Source organism: Streptomyces sp. JJ66 (genome assembly GCF_019303495.1).
GTDB lineage: Bacteria > Actinomycetota > Actinomycetes > Streptomycetales > Streptomycetaceae > Streptomyces.
On record NZ_JAEVFI010000015.1, the window covers coordinates 147,296 to 160,725 of the forward strand.

Genomic DNA, 13,430 nt, shown 5'->3' on the forward strand with positions numbered 1-13,430 from the left:
TCGCCGGTCGCGCACTGCGCCGGTCGTGCCCGGCTGGGGTGCGCACCGGGGCGGCGGCCGGGGCGGCAGCCGGGCAGGCGTCAGGTCAGGCGCTTGCGGATGCGCGCGCGCATCGCGTCCATGGTGAAGCCCACTGGGTCGATCTTGTGGTGCGTCCACTCGCGGTGTCCGATCACCGACCACTCGTTCCAGCGGTGGCGGCGGCACACGGCCGCCGCCACGCGTTCGATGGCCTCCAGCTGGGCGGCGGGCCACGGGTCGCGGCCGTCGCCGAGGTTCTCGCATTCGAAGCCGTAGAAGCGGCGGTTGCCGTCGGTGTTGCGCTCGTTTGGCGGGGGTGTCCGCCGTTCGGCGATGACGGCGCGCAGTACGTCATCGTCGCCGAGCCCGGCGTGGTTCGTTCGCCCGTGGCCGATGAGGTGGACGCGGCCGTCCTTGGTGATCACGCCGTGGCACAGCGGTCCGGGCAGGCCCGGATAGCCGTTCCGGCACAGCTCGACGGTGCGCCGGGAGCCGCTGGTGACGGTGTGGTGGATCATCACACCGTTCACCGGGCCCCACGGACCCCGGTGGTTGCGGTTGTGGGTGCGCCAGTTGCCCACCTGGACCACGGTGCAGCCTTCCCGGCGCAGCGCGGTGAGGAGGGAGCTGGCGGTGAGAGGAGTCGCCATACTGGCTTTTTACCCAAGGTAGTTCCTTGATTACTACTCGTCATATTGTCGGATTGAGGCACGTGGCGGGACGCACCCCGGGCACGTGCCCGGGCGCCGCCCGCGCGCACCCGGCTGCCCGTGCGCCCCGGGTCGCACGACCGCTCCGAGGCCCAGCGCGGGTACCCGACCGCCCCGGCCCGCACAAACCGCTGTCTCGCCGCTGGATAGGGTTCCCGGTATGGACGTCCTTCCCCTCGGCCCCGGCGGGCCCGCGCTGGGCTGGCGGTCGGAGTCGGGAGCGCCGGTGCCACGGCGCGTGGTGGACGCCGACGATGCTTTGCGCGCCGACGACGCCTTCCGCCGCGTCTGTGAGGGCACCGCCCTGCTGTGGCGCGGCGACTACCACGGCGCCCGCCAGCTGCTGACGGCGCTCGCCCGCCGCGCCGACCGCACCCCGCGCCGCCGCACCGGGCAGCCGGAGCCCGCGCCGACCCCGTACGACGCCTTCCACCGGCACCGGCAGGCGCAGGGCCGCCGCGCCCGCCTGCTCGGCATGCTGCTCGTGCCGCTCACCCCGGACCCGGACGGCTGGACGGTGCCGCTGCGCCGCGCCCCGGACGTGCGCGCCGCCTGCGCCGAGGCGTACGGCCCACCGGACGCCGACGCCGCGCCGTGCGCCGTCGCCCTGCGGGAACTGCTCGGCGTCCTCGGGGCGCACGAGTGGCGCCGCAAGGGGGTGCCGATCCCGGCACTGGGCGGGGATCGGGTGCACCCGCACTACGGCGTCTTCTCACCGGTGCGGGGCGAGTACGTGGACCTGGTGGCGCGCGCCCCGCTGCCTGCCGACCGGTCCCGCGCGCAGGACGTCGGCACCGGCACCGGCGTGCTCGCCGCGGTGCTGGCGCGGCGCGGAGTCGCCCGCGTGCTGGCCACCGACCAGGACCCGCGGGCGCTGGCGTGCGCGCGGGAGAACGCCGCGCGCCTGGGCCTGGCCGACCGTGTCGAGATCGTCGCCGCTGACCTGTTCGCGCCCACCCGGGTGCCGCTGGCGGTCTGCAACCCGCCCTGGCTGCCCGCCAAACCCACCTCACCGGTGGAGGCCGCCGTCTACGATCCGGGAAGCTGCATGCTGCGCGGCTTCCTGACCGGCCTGCCCGGCGCGCTCACCGACGGCGGCGAGGGCTGGCTGATCCTGTCCGACCTCGCCGAACACCTCGGCCTGCGTCCGCGTGCGGAACTGCTCGACCTGCTCGACGCCGCCGGGCTCACCGTCCTCGACCGCCTCGACGCCCGCCCGGCCCACCCCAAGGCCACCGATCCGGCGGACCCCCTGCACGCCGCACGGGCGGCCGAGGTCACCTCGCTGTGGCGGCTGGCTCCCACCCGGTGAGCAGCACCGCGCGCTCGCCCGCGCGGTAGCGGGTGACCGCTTCGCGGGTCGGCGCCACGGCGTCATGCGGCACCGCGTCCACCGGCGTCCAGTCCACCGCCGCGTGCTTGTGCGGCTCGGCGTTGACCGGCTCGCCCTGCCACGTCCGCGCCGCGAAGACGACGGTCAGGTAGCCGTCGGGCGCCTGGACACCCCGGGCGCCGTGCACCACGTGCACCGGTTCCAGGTCCGCCGTCGCGACCAGCAGGCCGGTCTCCTCGCGCAGTTCGCGCACCGCGGCGTGGGTCACCGGCTCGCCCGGCTCGCACTTGCCCACCGGCAGGTCCCACCGTCCCCGCGCGAACCTGGCGTGCGGGCCGCGCCGCACCAGCAGGACGCGGTCGGCGCGGGCGTCGTGGACGATGACGGCTGCGCACAGCAGGGTCATGGACGGCGTGGCGGGCGGAGTCACGGGCGGACGCCCCCTCAACTGCTCGGCGGCAAGGGTGGTGGCCCCACCGTGTCAGCTTCGCCGCCCGCCACGCCACGGCATTTCCGCGCCCCGCGACGCGGGCGGCACCGTGGACCGCCCGTCCCCCTCGGACGGACGGCCCACGGTGCCGGGGAGCCGTTCGGGGCGGCTCCTTCCCGCACCGGTCCCGGGGTGTGAGCGGGCCCCGGAGCCGGGCCGCCGGCCGGCTGGATGGCCGGAGGCGGCGGTCTGCGCGCGAGGCGGCCTGCGCTGTGTGCGGGGCGCCCCGCACCGCGCGAGATGGCCTGCGCCGCGTGTGAGGCGGCCCCCGCACGGCGCGCGAGGCGGCCCTACTTGTCGGCGCTTTCCTTGGCGAACGCCGACAGGGCGTAGGACCACCGTGGATACGGTCGTGGCGGGGACGGCGGCGACGGTCGCCACCAGCCCGAGCCCCCGTGCGGCCGAGCGGACTGTCCTGCTGTGCTGCATGGGGGTGTCCCTTCCTCCGGCGCGGACCCGGCCGCCCGCTGTGGGGTGGCGGCGAAAGGTGCGTGCCGGACATCGTGGTCGCAGCGAGTGTCGGGGACGTCGGGGGGACATGGCCACGGCAGTGGACTATTCCAGTCGGGCATAGGGCAGAGCTATGCCGTCGCGAGGTGCGGCCCTTCGCGGCGGCACAGCTCTGGTGACGGCGCCGAACTCGCCGTTATCCTCCGTGCGTGGAGCTGGAAGTCAGGCACCTCCGGGCCCTGTGCGCCATCGCCGACGCCGGCAGCGTCCGCGCGGCGGCCCGGCAGCTCGGCATGACCCAGCCCTCGTTGACCACCCAGCTGCGGCGCATCGAACACGCCTTAGGCGGGCGGCTGTTCGTCCGTGAGCGCAGCGGCAGCAGGCCCACCACGCTCGGGCGGACCGTGCTGAGCCGGGCCCGGCCCATCGTCGCCGAGATGGCCGCGCTCGTCACCGAGGCCCAGGAGACGGTGCGCCGGGACGGTGAGGCGCGGCTGCGGATCGGCAGCACCGGCAGCACCGGCACGCGAACCGTTGTCGGCTGGCTGCGCCGACTCCAGACCCGCTACCCGGAGGTGGACACCAGCCTCCACGTCGAGCCGTCCGCCAACGCCCTGCTCCAGCTGGTGGACGCCGGTCAGCTCGACGTCGTGTTCGTGCACGAGGTGGCCGGGTGCCCGCTGCGCGTCCCGCCCGGACTGGAGCAGCGCGTGCTGACCGACCGCGAACCGCAGTTCGTGGCGCTGTCCGCCGACCACCCGGCCGCGTCCGGCGACGGGCCGCTGAAGCTGGCCCACCTGGCCGGTGACCGCTGGATGGTCGATCCCGCCGCCGACGGCGAGTGGGACGGCCTGCGCCGCGTCTTCGCCAGCGCCGGACTCAACCCAAAGGTGACCCTGGGCGACTACATGACCGGCTGGGAACTGCTCGCGGCCGGTGAGGTGGTCATCCCGTGCCAGCCCAGCACCCGGGAGCGTCCCGGCGTGCTGATCCGCCAGCTGGCCGGTGACCCGCTCAGCGTCCGGCTGTTCCTCGCCTCCCGCCCCGGCCCGGTGCCCGGCACCGACCTCGACATCGACATCGACGAGATCTTCACCGACCTGCGCGCCGAGTACGTGCGCGTGGCCCGCGAGTCACCGGCGTACAGCGCCTGGCTGACCGAGCACGGCAGCCCCTTGGTGGCCTGAACCTCACTCGTACGAGTGGCCGGGCTCAAGGGAGAGCCGCGTCGCTGACGAAAAGTCAGAAGAACGGCCGGTCGGGCGTGGCAGCGACAGGGCGCGTCCGGCCCGGCCGTGACCCCGCATGAGAGAGGCGCTGATGTTCCGTTCCCTCGCGCGTCGGCTGGGCCTGCTCACGGCCGCCGCCTTGCTGCCCGCCCCCCTGGCCTTCGCCGCATCGCCTGGCGACGCGGTCCCCGAACCCGGCCGCACCGTCCTCGCGCCGCTGTACCGGGCCGCCGACCCGATCCCGGGCCAGTACCTCATCACCCTGGACCAGGGGTCCCAGCCGGCGAAACTCGCGAAGGACCTCGGCATCGATCCGCACTACGTCTACGAGTCCGCCGTCCTCGGCTTCGCCGCCACCCTCACCGACCGGCAGCTCGCCATCGTGCGCCGGGTTCCCGGAGTGGCCGCCGTGGAGCAGGACGCGGTAGCCCGGGCCACCCGGGCGCCCTCTGCCGTACCGCGCGCCGCACCGCGAACCAGGGGGACCGCGCCGCACGACACCCAGCCCGTCACGTCGTACAGCGTCCCGCCCGTCACGCCGCACCCGATCATCACCGAGGCGCTCGCCCCGGCCGCCAGCTGGGGGCTGGACCGCATCGACCAGCGTGAACTGCCGCTGGACGACGAGTTCACCGTCGAGCACACCGGTGCCGGAGTGACCGCCTACGTCATGGACACCGGCATCGACTACCAGCACACCGAGTTCGGCGGCCGCGCCGCGCCCGGCTTCGACTCCGTGCGCGACGGCCGGGGCGGCGCCGACTGCCACGGCCACGGCACCCACGTCGCCGGGACCATCGGCGGCACGACCTACGGCGTCGCCCGCGAGGTCAAACTCGTCAGCGTCCGGGTGCTGAACTGCCAGGGGCGGGGCAGCACCAGCGGCATCATCGCCGGGTTCGACTGGGTAGCCAAGGACGCCGCGAACGCCACCAACGCCGCCCGGCCCGCCGTACTCAACGCCTCGCTGGGCAGTTCCTACTCCTACGCCACCAACGCCGCCGCCGCCTCCCTGGCCAACTCGGGCGTGCTGCCCGTGGTGGCCGCGGGCAACGAGAACCAGAACGCCTGCAACGTCTCCCCGGCCAGCGCCCCCCAGGCCCTCACCGTCGGCGCCACCAACCGCCAGGATCAGGAAGCCCCCTTCAGCAACCACGGCCCCTGCCTGGACCTGTACGCGCCCGGCACCGACATCGTCTCCGCCCGGCTGAACGGCGGCTCCGTCGCCCTGAGCGGCACGTCGATGGCCTCCCCGCACGCGGCGGGCGTCGCCGCGCTGTACCTGGACCAGAACGGCCGGACCTCATCCTCCGACCTCGCCGCCTGGATCACCAGCACCGCCAGCACCGACCAGGTGGGGAACATCGGCCCCGGCTCCCCCAACCGCCTGCTCTACACCGGCGGCCTATAGCCCCCCGCCGAGCCCGCCCCCACCACCCCGGGCCACCATCCCCGGGACGGGAAGGGGGCGGACGCCAGCCCCACCCGGGAGGGAGGAGCGCCGCAGCACATGACCGCTCCTCCCTCCCCACACCACGACCCCCGTGCCGGACCCCGAAACCCAGATCACGCCTCCGCGCTCATCGGCTGCGGTGTGAGCGTCAAACAGGGGCAGTGCGTCCTCAGGCACGCGTCCGCCGTCATCACGTGCGGATTACGCGCACCTGCGGCCGGGGGAAGACAGACCGCACCCGGGCCGTCGTGGACGCCGTGGTGGGCGGCCCGCGGACCGGGTGCGGACAGCTCAGCGGTCGGCCTGCGGAAGTGCAGGTCAAACCGCCTGGGGATCAAGCCTTCTTGGTCTCCCAGAAGATCTTGTCGATCTGGGCGATGTAGTCCAGGGCCTTCTGGCCGGTGGCCGGGTCGGCGGAGCCCTTGGCGGCGGACAGCGCCTTGAGGGCGTCGTTCACCAGCTGGTGCAGCTCCGGGTACTTCTCGAAGTGCGGCGGCTTGAAGTAGTCGCTCCACAGCACCGAGACGTGGTGCTTGGCGAGCTCCGCGCGCTCTTCCTTGATGGTGGTGGCCCGGGCCCGGTAGTGCGGGTCCTCGTTGGCCTGGTACTTCTCCTGGATGGCCTTGACGGACTCCGCCTCGATGCGGGCCTGGGCCGGGTCGTAGACGCCGCACGGCAGGTCGCAGTGGGCGCTGACCTTCACCGTCGGGGCGAACAGGCGGGAAAGCATGAAGCTGGGCCTCCTCGTGATCGTCTTCTCTCGTGCGAGATTACTCCCTGAGGGGTTGGTTTTCTCGCGCGGGCCCGGGGGATTAGGGCGAAAGTCCGAGTACGGGGCCGGGGCGTTCGGAGGATGAGACGGAAGGGCGGCGGAATCGTGGGGCGGATCGGGCTCGCGGAGGTGTCGAACCCGTCGATGCTGCCGACGCTGCGGCCAGGGGACCGGCTGCTGCTGCGGTACGGGGCGCCGGTGCGGCCCGGCCACGTGGTGGTGCTGCGGCACCCGTTCCAGCATGACCTGCTCATCGTCAAGCGGGCGGTGGAGCGGCGGGCGGACGGCTGGTGGGTGCGCGGTGACAATCCGCATGCGTCCAATGACAGCCGGGAGTTCGGGGTCGTGCCGGAGGAACTGGTGCTCGCGCGGGCGTCGCTGCGGCTGCGCTCGCCCCGTGGGGTTCAGCGCTCGCCCGGCTCGCTGGCGGGCTGGGCCTTCTCGGCGGTACGGCCGCTCTCCAGGCGCTTGCGGGCCCGGTAGGCGGCGACGTTGGCGCGGGTGGCGCAGCGGTCGGAGCAGTAGCGCCGGGAACGGTTGGTGGAGGTGTCCAGGTAGGCGTGGCGGCACGGGTAGGCCTCGCACACCCCGAGCCGGTCCACGCCGAGGTCGGTGAGGCTGAACGCCAGGCCCATGGCGGCGACGGCGGCGTAGGCGGCGCCCGCGCTGGCGGCGTTGTCGGCGAGGTGCATGTGCCACTTGGGGTTGCCGTCCTCGTCGCGGTAGTCGTGCCCGGCGATCTGCGGGCTGCACGGGTACTCCATGAGCAGGGCGTTCAGCAGGTCCACCGCGCGCACCTCGTCGGTTTCGGCGGCGGCGGCGAAGACCGCGCGCAGCCGGGTGCGGACGCCGCGCAGCCGGGTCACGTCCGCGTCGGTGGCCCGGGCGGCCAGTTTGGTGGTGTCGGCGAGGAGTTCGCGCACGGCGTCCGCGGTGGTGAGGGTGTCGATGCCGCGCCGCGGTTCCTCGGTGTTGACGAGCCGCACAGCGAAGTCCGCGTAATAGGTCAGTTCCACTTGTGATCCTTACGGCTCGGGAGGTACGGTGTGATCCGGTAACGGTAAGGGCTGCCTCTCGGTGCAGCCTATTACGCAGGGAGGGTAACCGTGGCGGAAACCGGAGCACGCACCGACTGGCAGACCTGGCAGCGCACCTGGGACCGGCAGCAGGAGTGGTACCTGCCGGACCGCGAGGAGCGCTTCCGCGTCATGCTCGACACCGTCGAAGCCCTCGGCGGCCCCCGGCCCCGCGTGCTGGACCTGGCCTGCGGCACCGGCAGTATCTCCGATCGGCTGCTCACCCGCTTCCCCGAGGCGCGCAGCACCGGCGTCGATCTGGACCCCGCGCTGCTCACCATCGCGCGCGGCACGTTCGCCGGAGACGGGCGGGTGGAGTTCGTCAGCGCGGACCTGCGGCAGCCGGACTGGACCGGGCGGCTGCCGCACCGCTCCTACGACGCCGTTCTCACCGCCACCGCCCTGCACTGGCTGCGCACGGACGAACTGGCCACGCTCTACGGCCAGTTGGCGGGCGTCGTGCGGGAAGGGGGCGTGTTCCTCAACGCCGACCACATGCCCGACCCGGACACCCCGCGCATCGACGCCGCGATGCACGCCTTCGACAAGGCGCGGCGCGAGCGGGAGAAGGCGCGCGGGACCCAGGACTGGACGGGCTGGTGGCGCCAGGCCGCCGCCGACCCGGCGCTGGCTGACGCCGTCGCTGAGCGGGATCGCCTCTTCGGCGCCCCGGCCAGCGATCACAGCGACGGGCAGCTGCAGTCCCCGGCCTGGCACGCCCGCACCCTGCGGGACGCCGGTTTCGCCGAGGCCCGCACGGTCTGGGCCTCGCCCCACGACGCGATGGTCGCCGCGCTCCGTTAGCTCCAGTGTGCCGGGGCGGCCCCTCGCAGCCGCCGGAGCCTCGCCGCCAGGGTGCGCGTTGGCTTCAGGCACCCCTCGGCTGGGCCCTCGCCGGGCGGCGTTCGGGAAGGCGTGCCCCCTTCCCACGCTGCCCGGGGAGCTCGGCGCTTGACCAGGGGAGAAGTACCGGGAGGCCGGAGGGGCCGGGCGTAGTGGCCCGGCCCCTTCGGGGTGATGCTGTCCTGTGCCCGGGTTCCGCCGCGACGGCGGAGAACCGCGGCGGACCGGCGGGATGCCCGCGGGCACCCGCGGGTGCCTGCGCTGGCGGACGCGCTACCGGCGGGCGACGCCCTCCAGCCGGGCGGCGGCGGCGACGGCGGCGGTGACGGCGGGCGCCACGCGCTCGTCGAACGGGGACGGGATAACGCGGTCCGCGCTCAGCTCGTCGGCGACCACGGCGGCCAGTGCCTCGGCCGCGGCCAGCTTCATGCCCTCGGTGATGCTGGTCGCGCGCACCTGCATGGCCCCGGCGAAGACGCCGGGGAAGGCCAGCACGTTGTTGATCTGGTTCGGGTAGTCGCTACGCCCCGTGGCCACCACGGCCGCGTGCTGGTGCGCGACGTCCGGGTGGATCTCCGGGTTCGGGTTGGCCATGGCGAAGATGAACGCGCCCGGGGCCATCGTGGCCACCGCGGACTCGGGCACCGTGCCGCCGCTGACGCCGATGAACACGTTCGCGCCGTCCAGCGCCGTCTCCAGCGAGCCGCTCAGGTTCGCCCGGTTGGTGTACCCGGCCAGCTCGCGTTTGACGGAGTTCAGGTCCTCGCGGTCCTGGGAGACGATGCCCTTGCGGTCGCAGACGGTGACATCGCCGATGCCCGCCTCGATCAGGATCTTGGCGATGGCGACACCGGCCGCACCGGCGCCGGAGATCACCGCCCGCAGCTGGCCGAGGTCGGCGCCCGTCAGCCGGGCGGCGTTGCGCAGGGCGGCGAGGGTGACGATGGCGGTGCCGTGCTGGTCGTCGTGGAAGACGGGGATGTCCAGCCGCTCCTTGAGCCGCTCCTCGATCTCGAAGCAGCGCGGGGCGGAGATGTCCTCCAGGTTGACGCCGCCGAAGGAGGGCGCGAGCCGCACGACCGTGTCCACGATCTCGTCGGTGTCCTGGGTGTCCAGCGCGATCGGCACCGCGTCCACGCCGCCGAACTGCTTGAACAGGATGGCCTTGCCCTCCATCACCGGAAGCGACGCCTCCGGGCCGATGTCGCCCAGGCCGAGCACCGCGCTGCCGTCCGTGACGACGGCGACGACCTGCGACTTCCAGGTGTAGTCGTGCACCAGCTCCGGCTGCTCCGCGATGGCGCTGCACACCTTGGCCACGCCTGGCGTGTAGGCGAGGGAAAGGTCGGCGGTGTCCCGGACCGGAACGGTCGCCCGCACCGCCATCTTGCCGCCGCGATGCAGTGCGAAGGCCGGATCGATCGCGTCGTCGGCCAGCTCTCCCTGCGGATTGACGATCTCCGCTGCCACTGTTGACCCCTTATTCCGAATAACTGCCGAGGGTACCGCTGCCTGGTTGAGGCGCGGGCGGAACCGCGTCCGTGTTTCCGTCGGGCGGTCGCCACCGTTCAGGAGGGAGGTACGGACGCCGGACGCGCCGCACACGCGTCCTTCAGTCCCCGGGTGAGGGGTGTAACAGCCCTTTGTACCTGATGGCGGTAACCGCCACGAGTCGCTGCTGTCCGTCCTAGCAGCCCCTGCCGTACGGCGAGTGAACGACCCGGTGGGACGTATAGTGTGAATGCGACGAAAGGGCACGGGAGCGGCCATGGGATGAGAGCTGGGTTACTCGCGGGGTGGTGTGCGCGTGAGCAAGCTCTCAGTCTGTCCGGTCAGTGCTACGGAGTGTTCGTTCCCGCCCGGTCGGCGTCCGTTCTTCGTTCTCCGTTATCCGATTTTGATGTGCGTTCCCCCACGGGAGCCGTGTCCGGATGGCAAGATTCCAGGCATTACGCAGGGTCGCGGCCCACGCAGACGTGCGTCGCCGCCCGCCGGAAACCCCCTCATCCCTCGCAGGAGGACCGCATCATGACCGCACGCCTCACCCGACGTCCGTCCGCACGCCGTCGACTCGGCACGGCCGGAGCCATCGCGGTCACGGGTGCCCTGCTGCTCGCCGGCTGTGGCGATCAGACGGACGACGCCTCCGAGGGCGGCGACTCGGTCAAGCCGGAGAAGTCGGGCAACTCCGCACCCCTCTTCGGCGAGCTGCCCAAGGAGATACAGGAGGCCGGCGTCATCAACGTGGGCTCCGACATCGCCTACCCGCCCATCGAGTTCTTCGAGGGTGAGGAGATCACCGGCATCGACCCGGGGCTGGCCAAGGCCATGAGCGAGCAGCTCGGCGTCGAGCTGAAGTTCCAGGACGCCGCCTTCGACCAGCTGGTCATCGGCCTCAACTCCGACCGCTACGACATGGTCATGTCCGCCATGACGGACACCAAGGAGCGCCAGGAGGGCCAGAGCGAGGACGCCGAAGGAGGCGCGGACTTCGTCAACTACTTCAAGGCGGGCTCGGCCATCCTCGTCGAGAAGGGGAACCCGGAGGGCATCACGTCCCTGGATGACCTGTGCGGCCTGACGGTCGCCGCCCAGCGCGGCACGGCCAACGAGGCGCTGCTGAAGGAGCAGAACGACACGTGCGGTGACGACAAGATCGAGCCGTTCATCGCCGACAAGGACACCGACTCCATCACCCAGCTCCAGACCGGCCGCGTGCAGGCCGTGATCACCGACTTCCCGGTAGCCATCTACAACGAGAAGACCGCCGGCGGTGGCGACCGCTTCGAGGTCGTCGGTGACCAGATCGACGCCGCGCCCTACGGGATCGCCGTCAGCAAGGACGACACCAAGCTGCGCGACGCCCTCCAGAAGGCCGTGCAGGCGATCATCGACAACGGTGAGTACGCCAAGGTCCTCAAGGAATGGAACGCCGAGGCAGGGGCTATCGAAGAGGCCACCGTCAACGCGGGCAAGTAACACGCTTCCCGGCAGCCCCACCGCACCCGACTGAGGCAGTACTCCCGTGAGCGAACCACACGCCAAGGCCGGTCAGCCGACACAGGCTGACCACGCCAGGCAGGCCGACCAGGCCGAGAACAACACCGGCACCACCACGCCGGACGGCGCACCCGCCAAGGGCGACGCCACGACAACCACCGCGAAGACCCCGGTGGCCAAGCCCGACACCAAGGCCGACACCAAGCCCACGCGAACCGGCACGGCAGCGGACCCGGTGTCGGTCACCAAGGAGCCCGGTATGGGGGGCGAGGGTCAGCCGCCCGCTCCGCCGGCCGCGATCAAGGCCATCCCCGTGCGGCACTACGGCCGCTGGATCGGAGCGGCACTGGTCATCGCCCTCCTCGGCGCCGTCGTCCTCGCCTTCGCGAACGGCGACATCGACTGGGACGTCGTCGGCGAGCGGCTGATCGACGGCACCTTCGTCGGCCCGGCCTGGGAGACGCTCAAGATCAGCGTCTACGCGATGCTCATCGGCGTGGTGCTCGGCACCGTGCTGGCGGTCATGCGGCTGTCGTCCAACCCGGTGCTGTCCGCCGTCTCCTGGGCCTACATCTGGTTCTTCCGCGGTACGCCGGTCCTCGTCCAGCTGCTGCTGTGGTTCAACCTCTCGCTCGTCTTCAACGAGGTGAACCTCGGGCCGATCTACAAGAACGAGATGAACGACGTGATGACGCCGTTCGTCGCGGCGCTGCTGGCCCTCGGCCTGAACGAGGCCGCCTACATGGCGGAGATCAGCCGGGCGGGCATCCAGTCCGTGGACCACGGGCAGACCGAGGCCGCGCACGCGCTGGGCATGAACGGCGCCAGGACCATGCGGCGCATCGTGCTGCCGCAGGCCATGCGCGTGATCATCCCGCCGACGGGCAACGAGTTCATCAACATGCTCAAGACCTCGTCGCTGGCGTTCGTCATCGCCTATCAAGAGCTGTTCTACGTCAGCAAGAACATCGGCTCCACGACGCTGACGGTCATGGAGATGTTCATCGCCGTCTCCGTCTGGTACCTGCTGATGACCACCGTGTTCAGCATCGGCCAGTACTACCTGGAACGGCACTACGCCAAGGGCGCCGACCGTGAGCTGCCGCCCACGCCGCTCCAGCGCCTGCGGGCCAACCTCACCTCCTTCCGCACGCCGAGCCAGGTGGGAGGTACCACCGTATGAGCAGCATCAGCGAGACCACCCGGCCGATGGTGAAGGCCGAGCAGATCCACAAGGCCTTCGGGCACGTGGAGGTGCTCAAGGGCATCGACCTGGAGGTGGCGCCCCGGGAGGTGTTCTGCCTCGTCGGCCCGTCCGGCTCGGGTAAGTCCACCTTCCTGCGGTGCATCAACCACCTGGAGAAGATCAACGCCGGGCGGCTGTACGTGGACGGGCAGCTCGTCGGCTACCGGCAGAAGGGCGACCGGCTCTACGAGCTGCGGGAGCGTGAGGTCGCGGCGCAGCGGCGGGACATCGGCATGGTGTTCCAGCGCTTCAACCTCTTCCCGCACATGACTGCGGTGGAGAACGTCATGGAGGCGCCGGTCCAGGTCAAGGGCGAGTCGAGGGCCGTGGCGCGCGCCCGGGCGGAGAAGCTGCTCGACCGCGTGGGCCTGGGCGACAAGATGCGCAACTACCCCGCCCAGCTCTCCGGTGGGCAGCAGCAGCGGGTGGCCATCGCCCGGGCGCTGGCCATGGAGCCCAAGCTGATGCTCTTCGACGAGCCCACCTCGGCGCTCGACCCGGAGCTGGTGGGCGAGGTGCTCGACGTCATGCGGGACCTGGCCACGGAGGGCATGACGATGATCGTCGTCACGCACGAGATGGGCTTCGCCCGCGAGGTGGGCGATTCGCTCGTCTTCATGGACGGTGGCGTCGTCGTCGAATCCGGTCACCCGCGCGAGGTGCTGACCGACCCGCAGCATGAGCGCACCAAGGCCTTCCTGTCGAAGGTGCTCTGACCGCGCACGCGCAGCGGTACGCAGGGGCGGTACGGGCCAGGCCCGCACCGCCCCTTCGCGGGTGCGCGGCGCGTGTCACAGGTGCGGGCGG

Annotated in this window: 13 protein-coding genes; 8 read left to right on the plus strand and 5 right to left on the minus strand. The window is 72.1% G+C overall.

The window, feature by feature from the left end; translation table 11 throughout:
• Window positions 1-80 precede the first annotated feature (80 nt).
• Window positions 81-671 (minus strand): N-acetylmuramoyl-L-alanine amidase, encoded by a 591-nt coding sequence (locus tag JJV70_RS13150; protein ID WP_219048053.1) that lies wholly within the window; start codon window positions 669-671, stop codon window positions 81-83.
• 220 nt (window positions 672-891) lie between these two features.
• Between JJV70_RS13150 and JJV70_RS13155 the strand changes: the two genes are divergently transcribed.
• Window positions 892-2,043 carry a class I SAM-dependent methyltransferase gene (locus JJV70_RS13155; protein WP_219048054.1) on the plus strand — a complete coding sequence of 384 codons (1,152 nt, stop codon included), beginning with the start codon at window positions 892-894 and terminating at the stop codon, window positions 2,041-2,043.
• Here the strand turns inward: JJV70_RS13155 and JJV70_RS13160 are convergent.
• Window positions 2,009-2,470 carry an NUDIX domain-containing protein gene (locus JJV70_RS13160; protein ID WP_219048086.1) on the minus strand — a complete coding sequence of 154 codons (462 nt, stop codon included), beginning with the start codon at window positions 2,468-2,470 and terminating at the stop codon, window positions 2,009-2,011. The genes JJV70_RS13155 and JJV70_RS13160 overlap by 35 nt on opposite strands.
• 743 nt (window positions 2,471-3,213) lie before the next feature.
• Here JJV70_RS13160 and JJV70_RS13165 point away from each other — a divergent pair.
• Both JJV70_RS13165 and JJV70_RS13170 read left to right on the plus strand, forming a co-directional pair.
• Window positions 3,214-4,191, plus strand: a complete 978-nt coding sequence (locus JJV70_RS13165) for a LysR family transcriptional regulator (RefSeq protein ID WP_219048055.1) — start codon at window positions 3,214-3,216, stop codon at window positions 4,189-4,191.
• A 133-nt stretch (window positions 4,192-4,324) separates the two neighbouring features.
• Complete coding sequence (locus JJV70_RS13170) at window positions 4,325-5,644, plus strand: S8 family peptidase (protein WP_219048056.1); 1,320 nt, start codon at window positions 4,325-4,327, stop codon at window positions 5,642-5,644.
• Window positions 5,645-6,020: 376 nt separating this feature from the next.
• On the opposite strand, the gene sodN is transcribed toward JJV70_RS13170, so the two are convergent.
• On the minus strand, window positions 6,021-6,416 hold the full coding sequence (gene sodN / locus JJV70_RS13175) for a superoxide dismutase, Ni (protein WP_219048057.1): 396 nt from the start codon (window positions 6,414-6,416) through the stop codon (window positions 6,021-6,023).
• 123 nt (window positions 6,417-6,539) lie between these two features.
• On the opposite strand from sodN, the gene sodX reads away from it, so the two are divergent.
• Window positions 6,540-6,941, plus strand: a complete 402-nt coding sequence (gene sodX / locus JJV70_RS13180) for a nickel-type superoxide dismutase maturation protease (protein ID WP_219048058.1) — start codon at window positions 6,540-6,542, stop codon at window positions 6,939-6,941.
• Here the strand turns inward: sodX and JJV70_RS13185 are convergent.
• Window positions 6,863-7,474 (minus strand): ABATE domain-containing protein, encoded by a 612-nt coding sequence (locus JJV70_RS13185; protein ID WP_219048059.1) that lies wholly within the window; start codon window positions 7,472-7,474, stop codon window positions 6,863-6,865. The two genes, sodX and JJV70_RS13185, sit on opposite strands and share 79 nt — an antisense overlap.
• Before the next feature lie 90 nt (window positions 7,475-7,564).
• Here JJV70_RS13185 and JJV70_RS13190 point away from each other — a divergent pair, with 90 nt between their 5' ends.
• Window positions 7,565-8,338, plus strand: a complete 774-nt coding sequence (locus JJV70_RS13190) for a trans-aconitate 2-methyltransferase (RefSeq protein ID WP_219048060.1) — start codon at window positions 7,565-7,567, stop codon at window positions 8,336-8,338.
• 312 nt (window positions 8,339-8,650) lie between these two features.
• Here JJV70_RS13190 and JJV70_RS13195 read toward each other — a convergent pair whose 3' ends face one another.
• A complete protein-coding gene (locus JJV70_RS13195) occupies window positions 8,651-9,847 on the minus strand; it encodes an NADP-dependent malic enzyme (protein ID WP_374227292.1) in 1,197 nt (398 codons plus the stop codon).
• 558 nt (window positions 9,848-10,405) lie between these two features.
• On the opposite strand from JJV70_RS13195, the gene JJV70_RS13200 reads away from it, so the two are divergent.
• The 3 genes from JJV70_RS13200 (at window position 10,406) to JJV70_RS13210 (ending at window position 13,339) form a co-directional block, all read left to right on the plus strand.
• Complete coding sequence (locus tag JJV70_RS13200; protein ID WP_219048061.1) at window positions 10,406-11,356, plus strand: ABC transporter substrate-binding protein; 951 nt, start codon at window positions 10,406-10,408, stop codon at window positions 11,354-11,356.
• Between the two features lie 280 nt (window positions 11,357-11,636).
• Window positions 11,637-12,560 carry an amino acid ABC transporter permease gene (locus tag JJV70_RS13205; protein ID WP_219048088.1) on the plus strand — a complete coding sequence of 308 codons (924 nt, stop codon included), beginning with the start codon at window positions 11,637-11,639 and terminating at the stop codon, window positions 12,558-12,560.
• Entirely contained in the window at window positions 12,557-13,339 is a 783-nt protein-coding gene (locus tag JJV70_RS13210; RefSeq protein ID WP_306823456.1) for an amino acid ABC transporter ATP-binding protein, read from the plus strand. Before JJV70_RS13205 ends, JJV70_RS13210 begins: the two co-directional genes overlap by 4 nt.
• Window positions 13,340-13,430 lie beyond the last annotated feature (91 nt).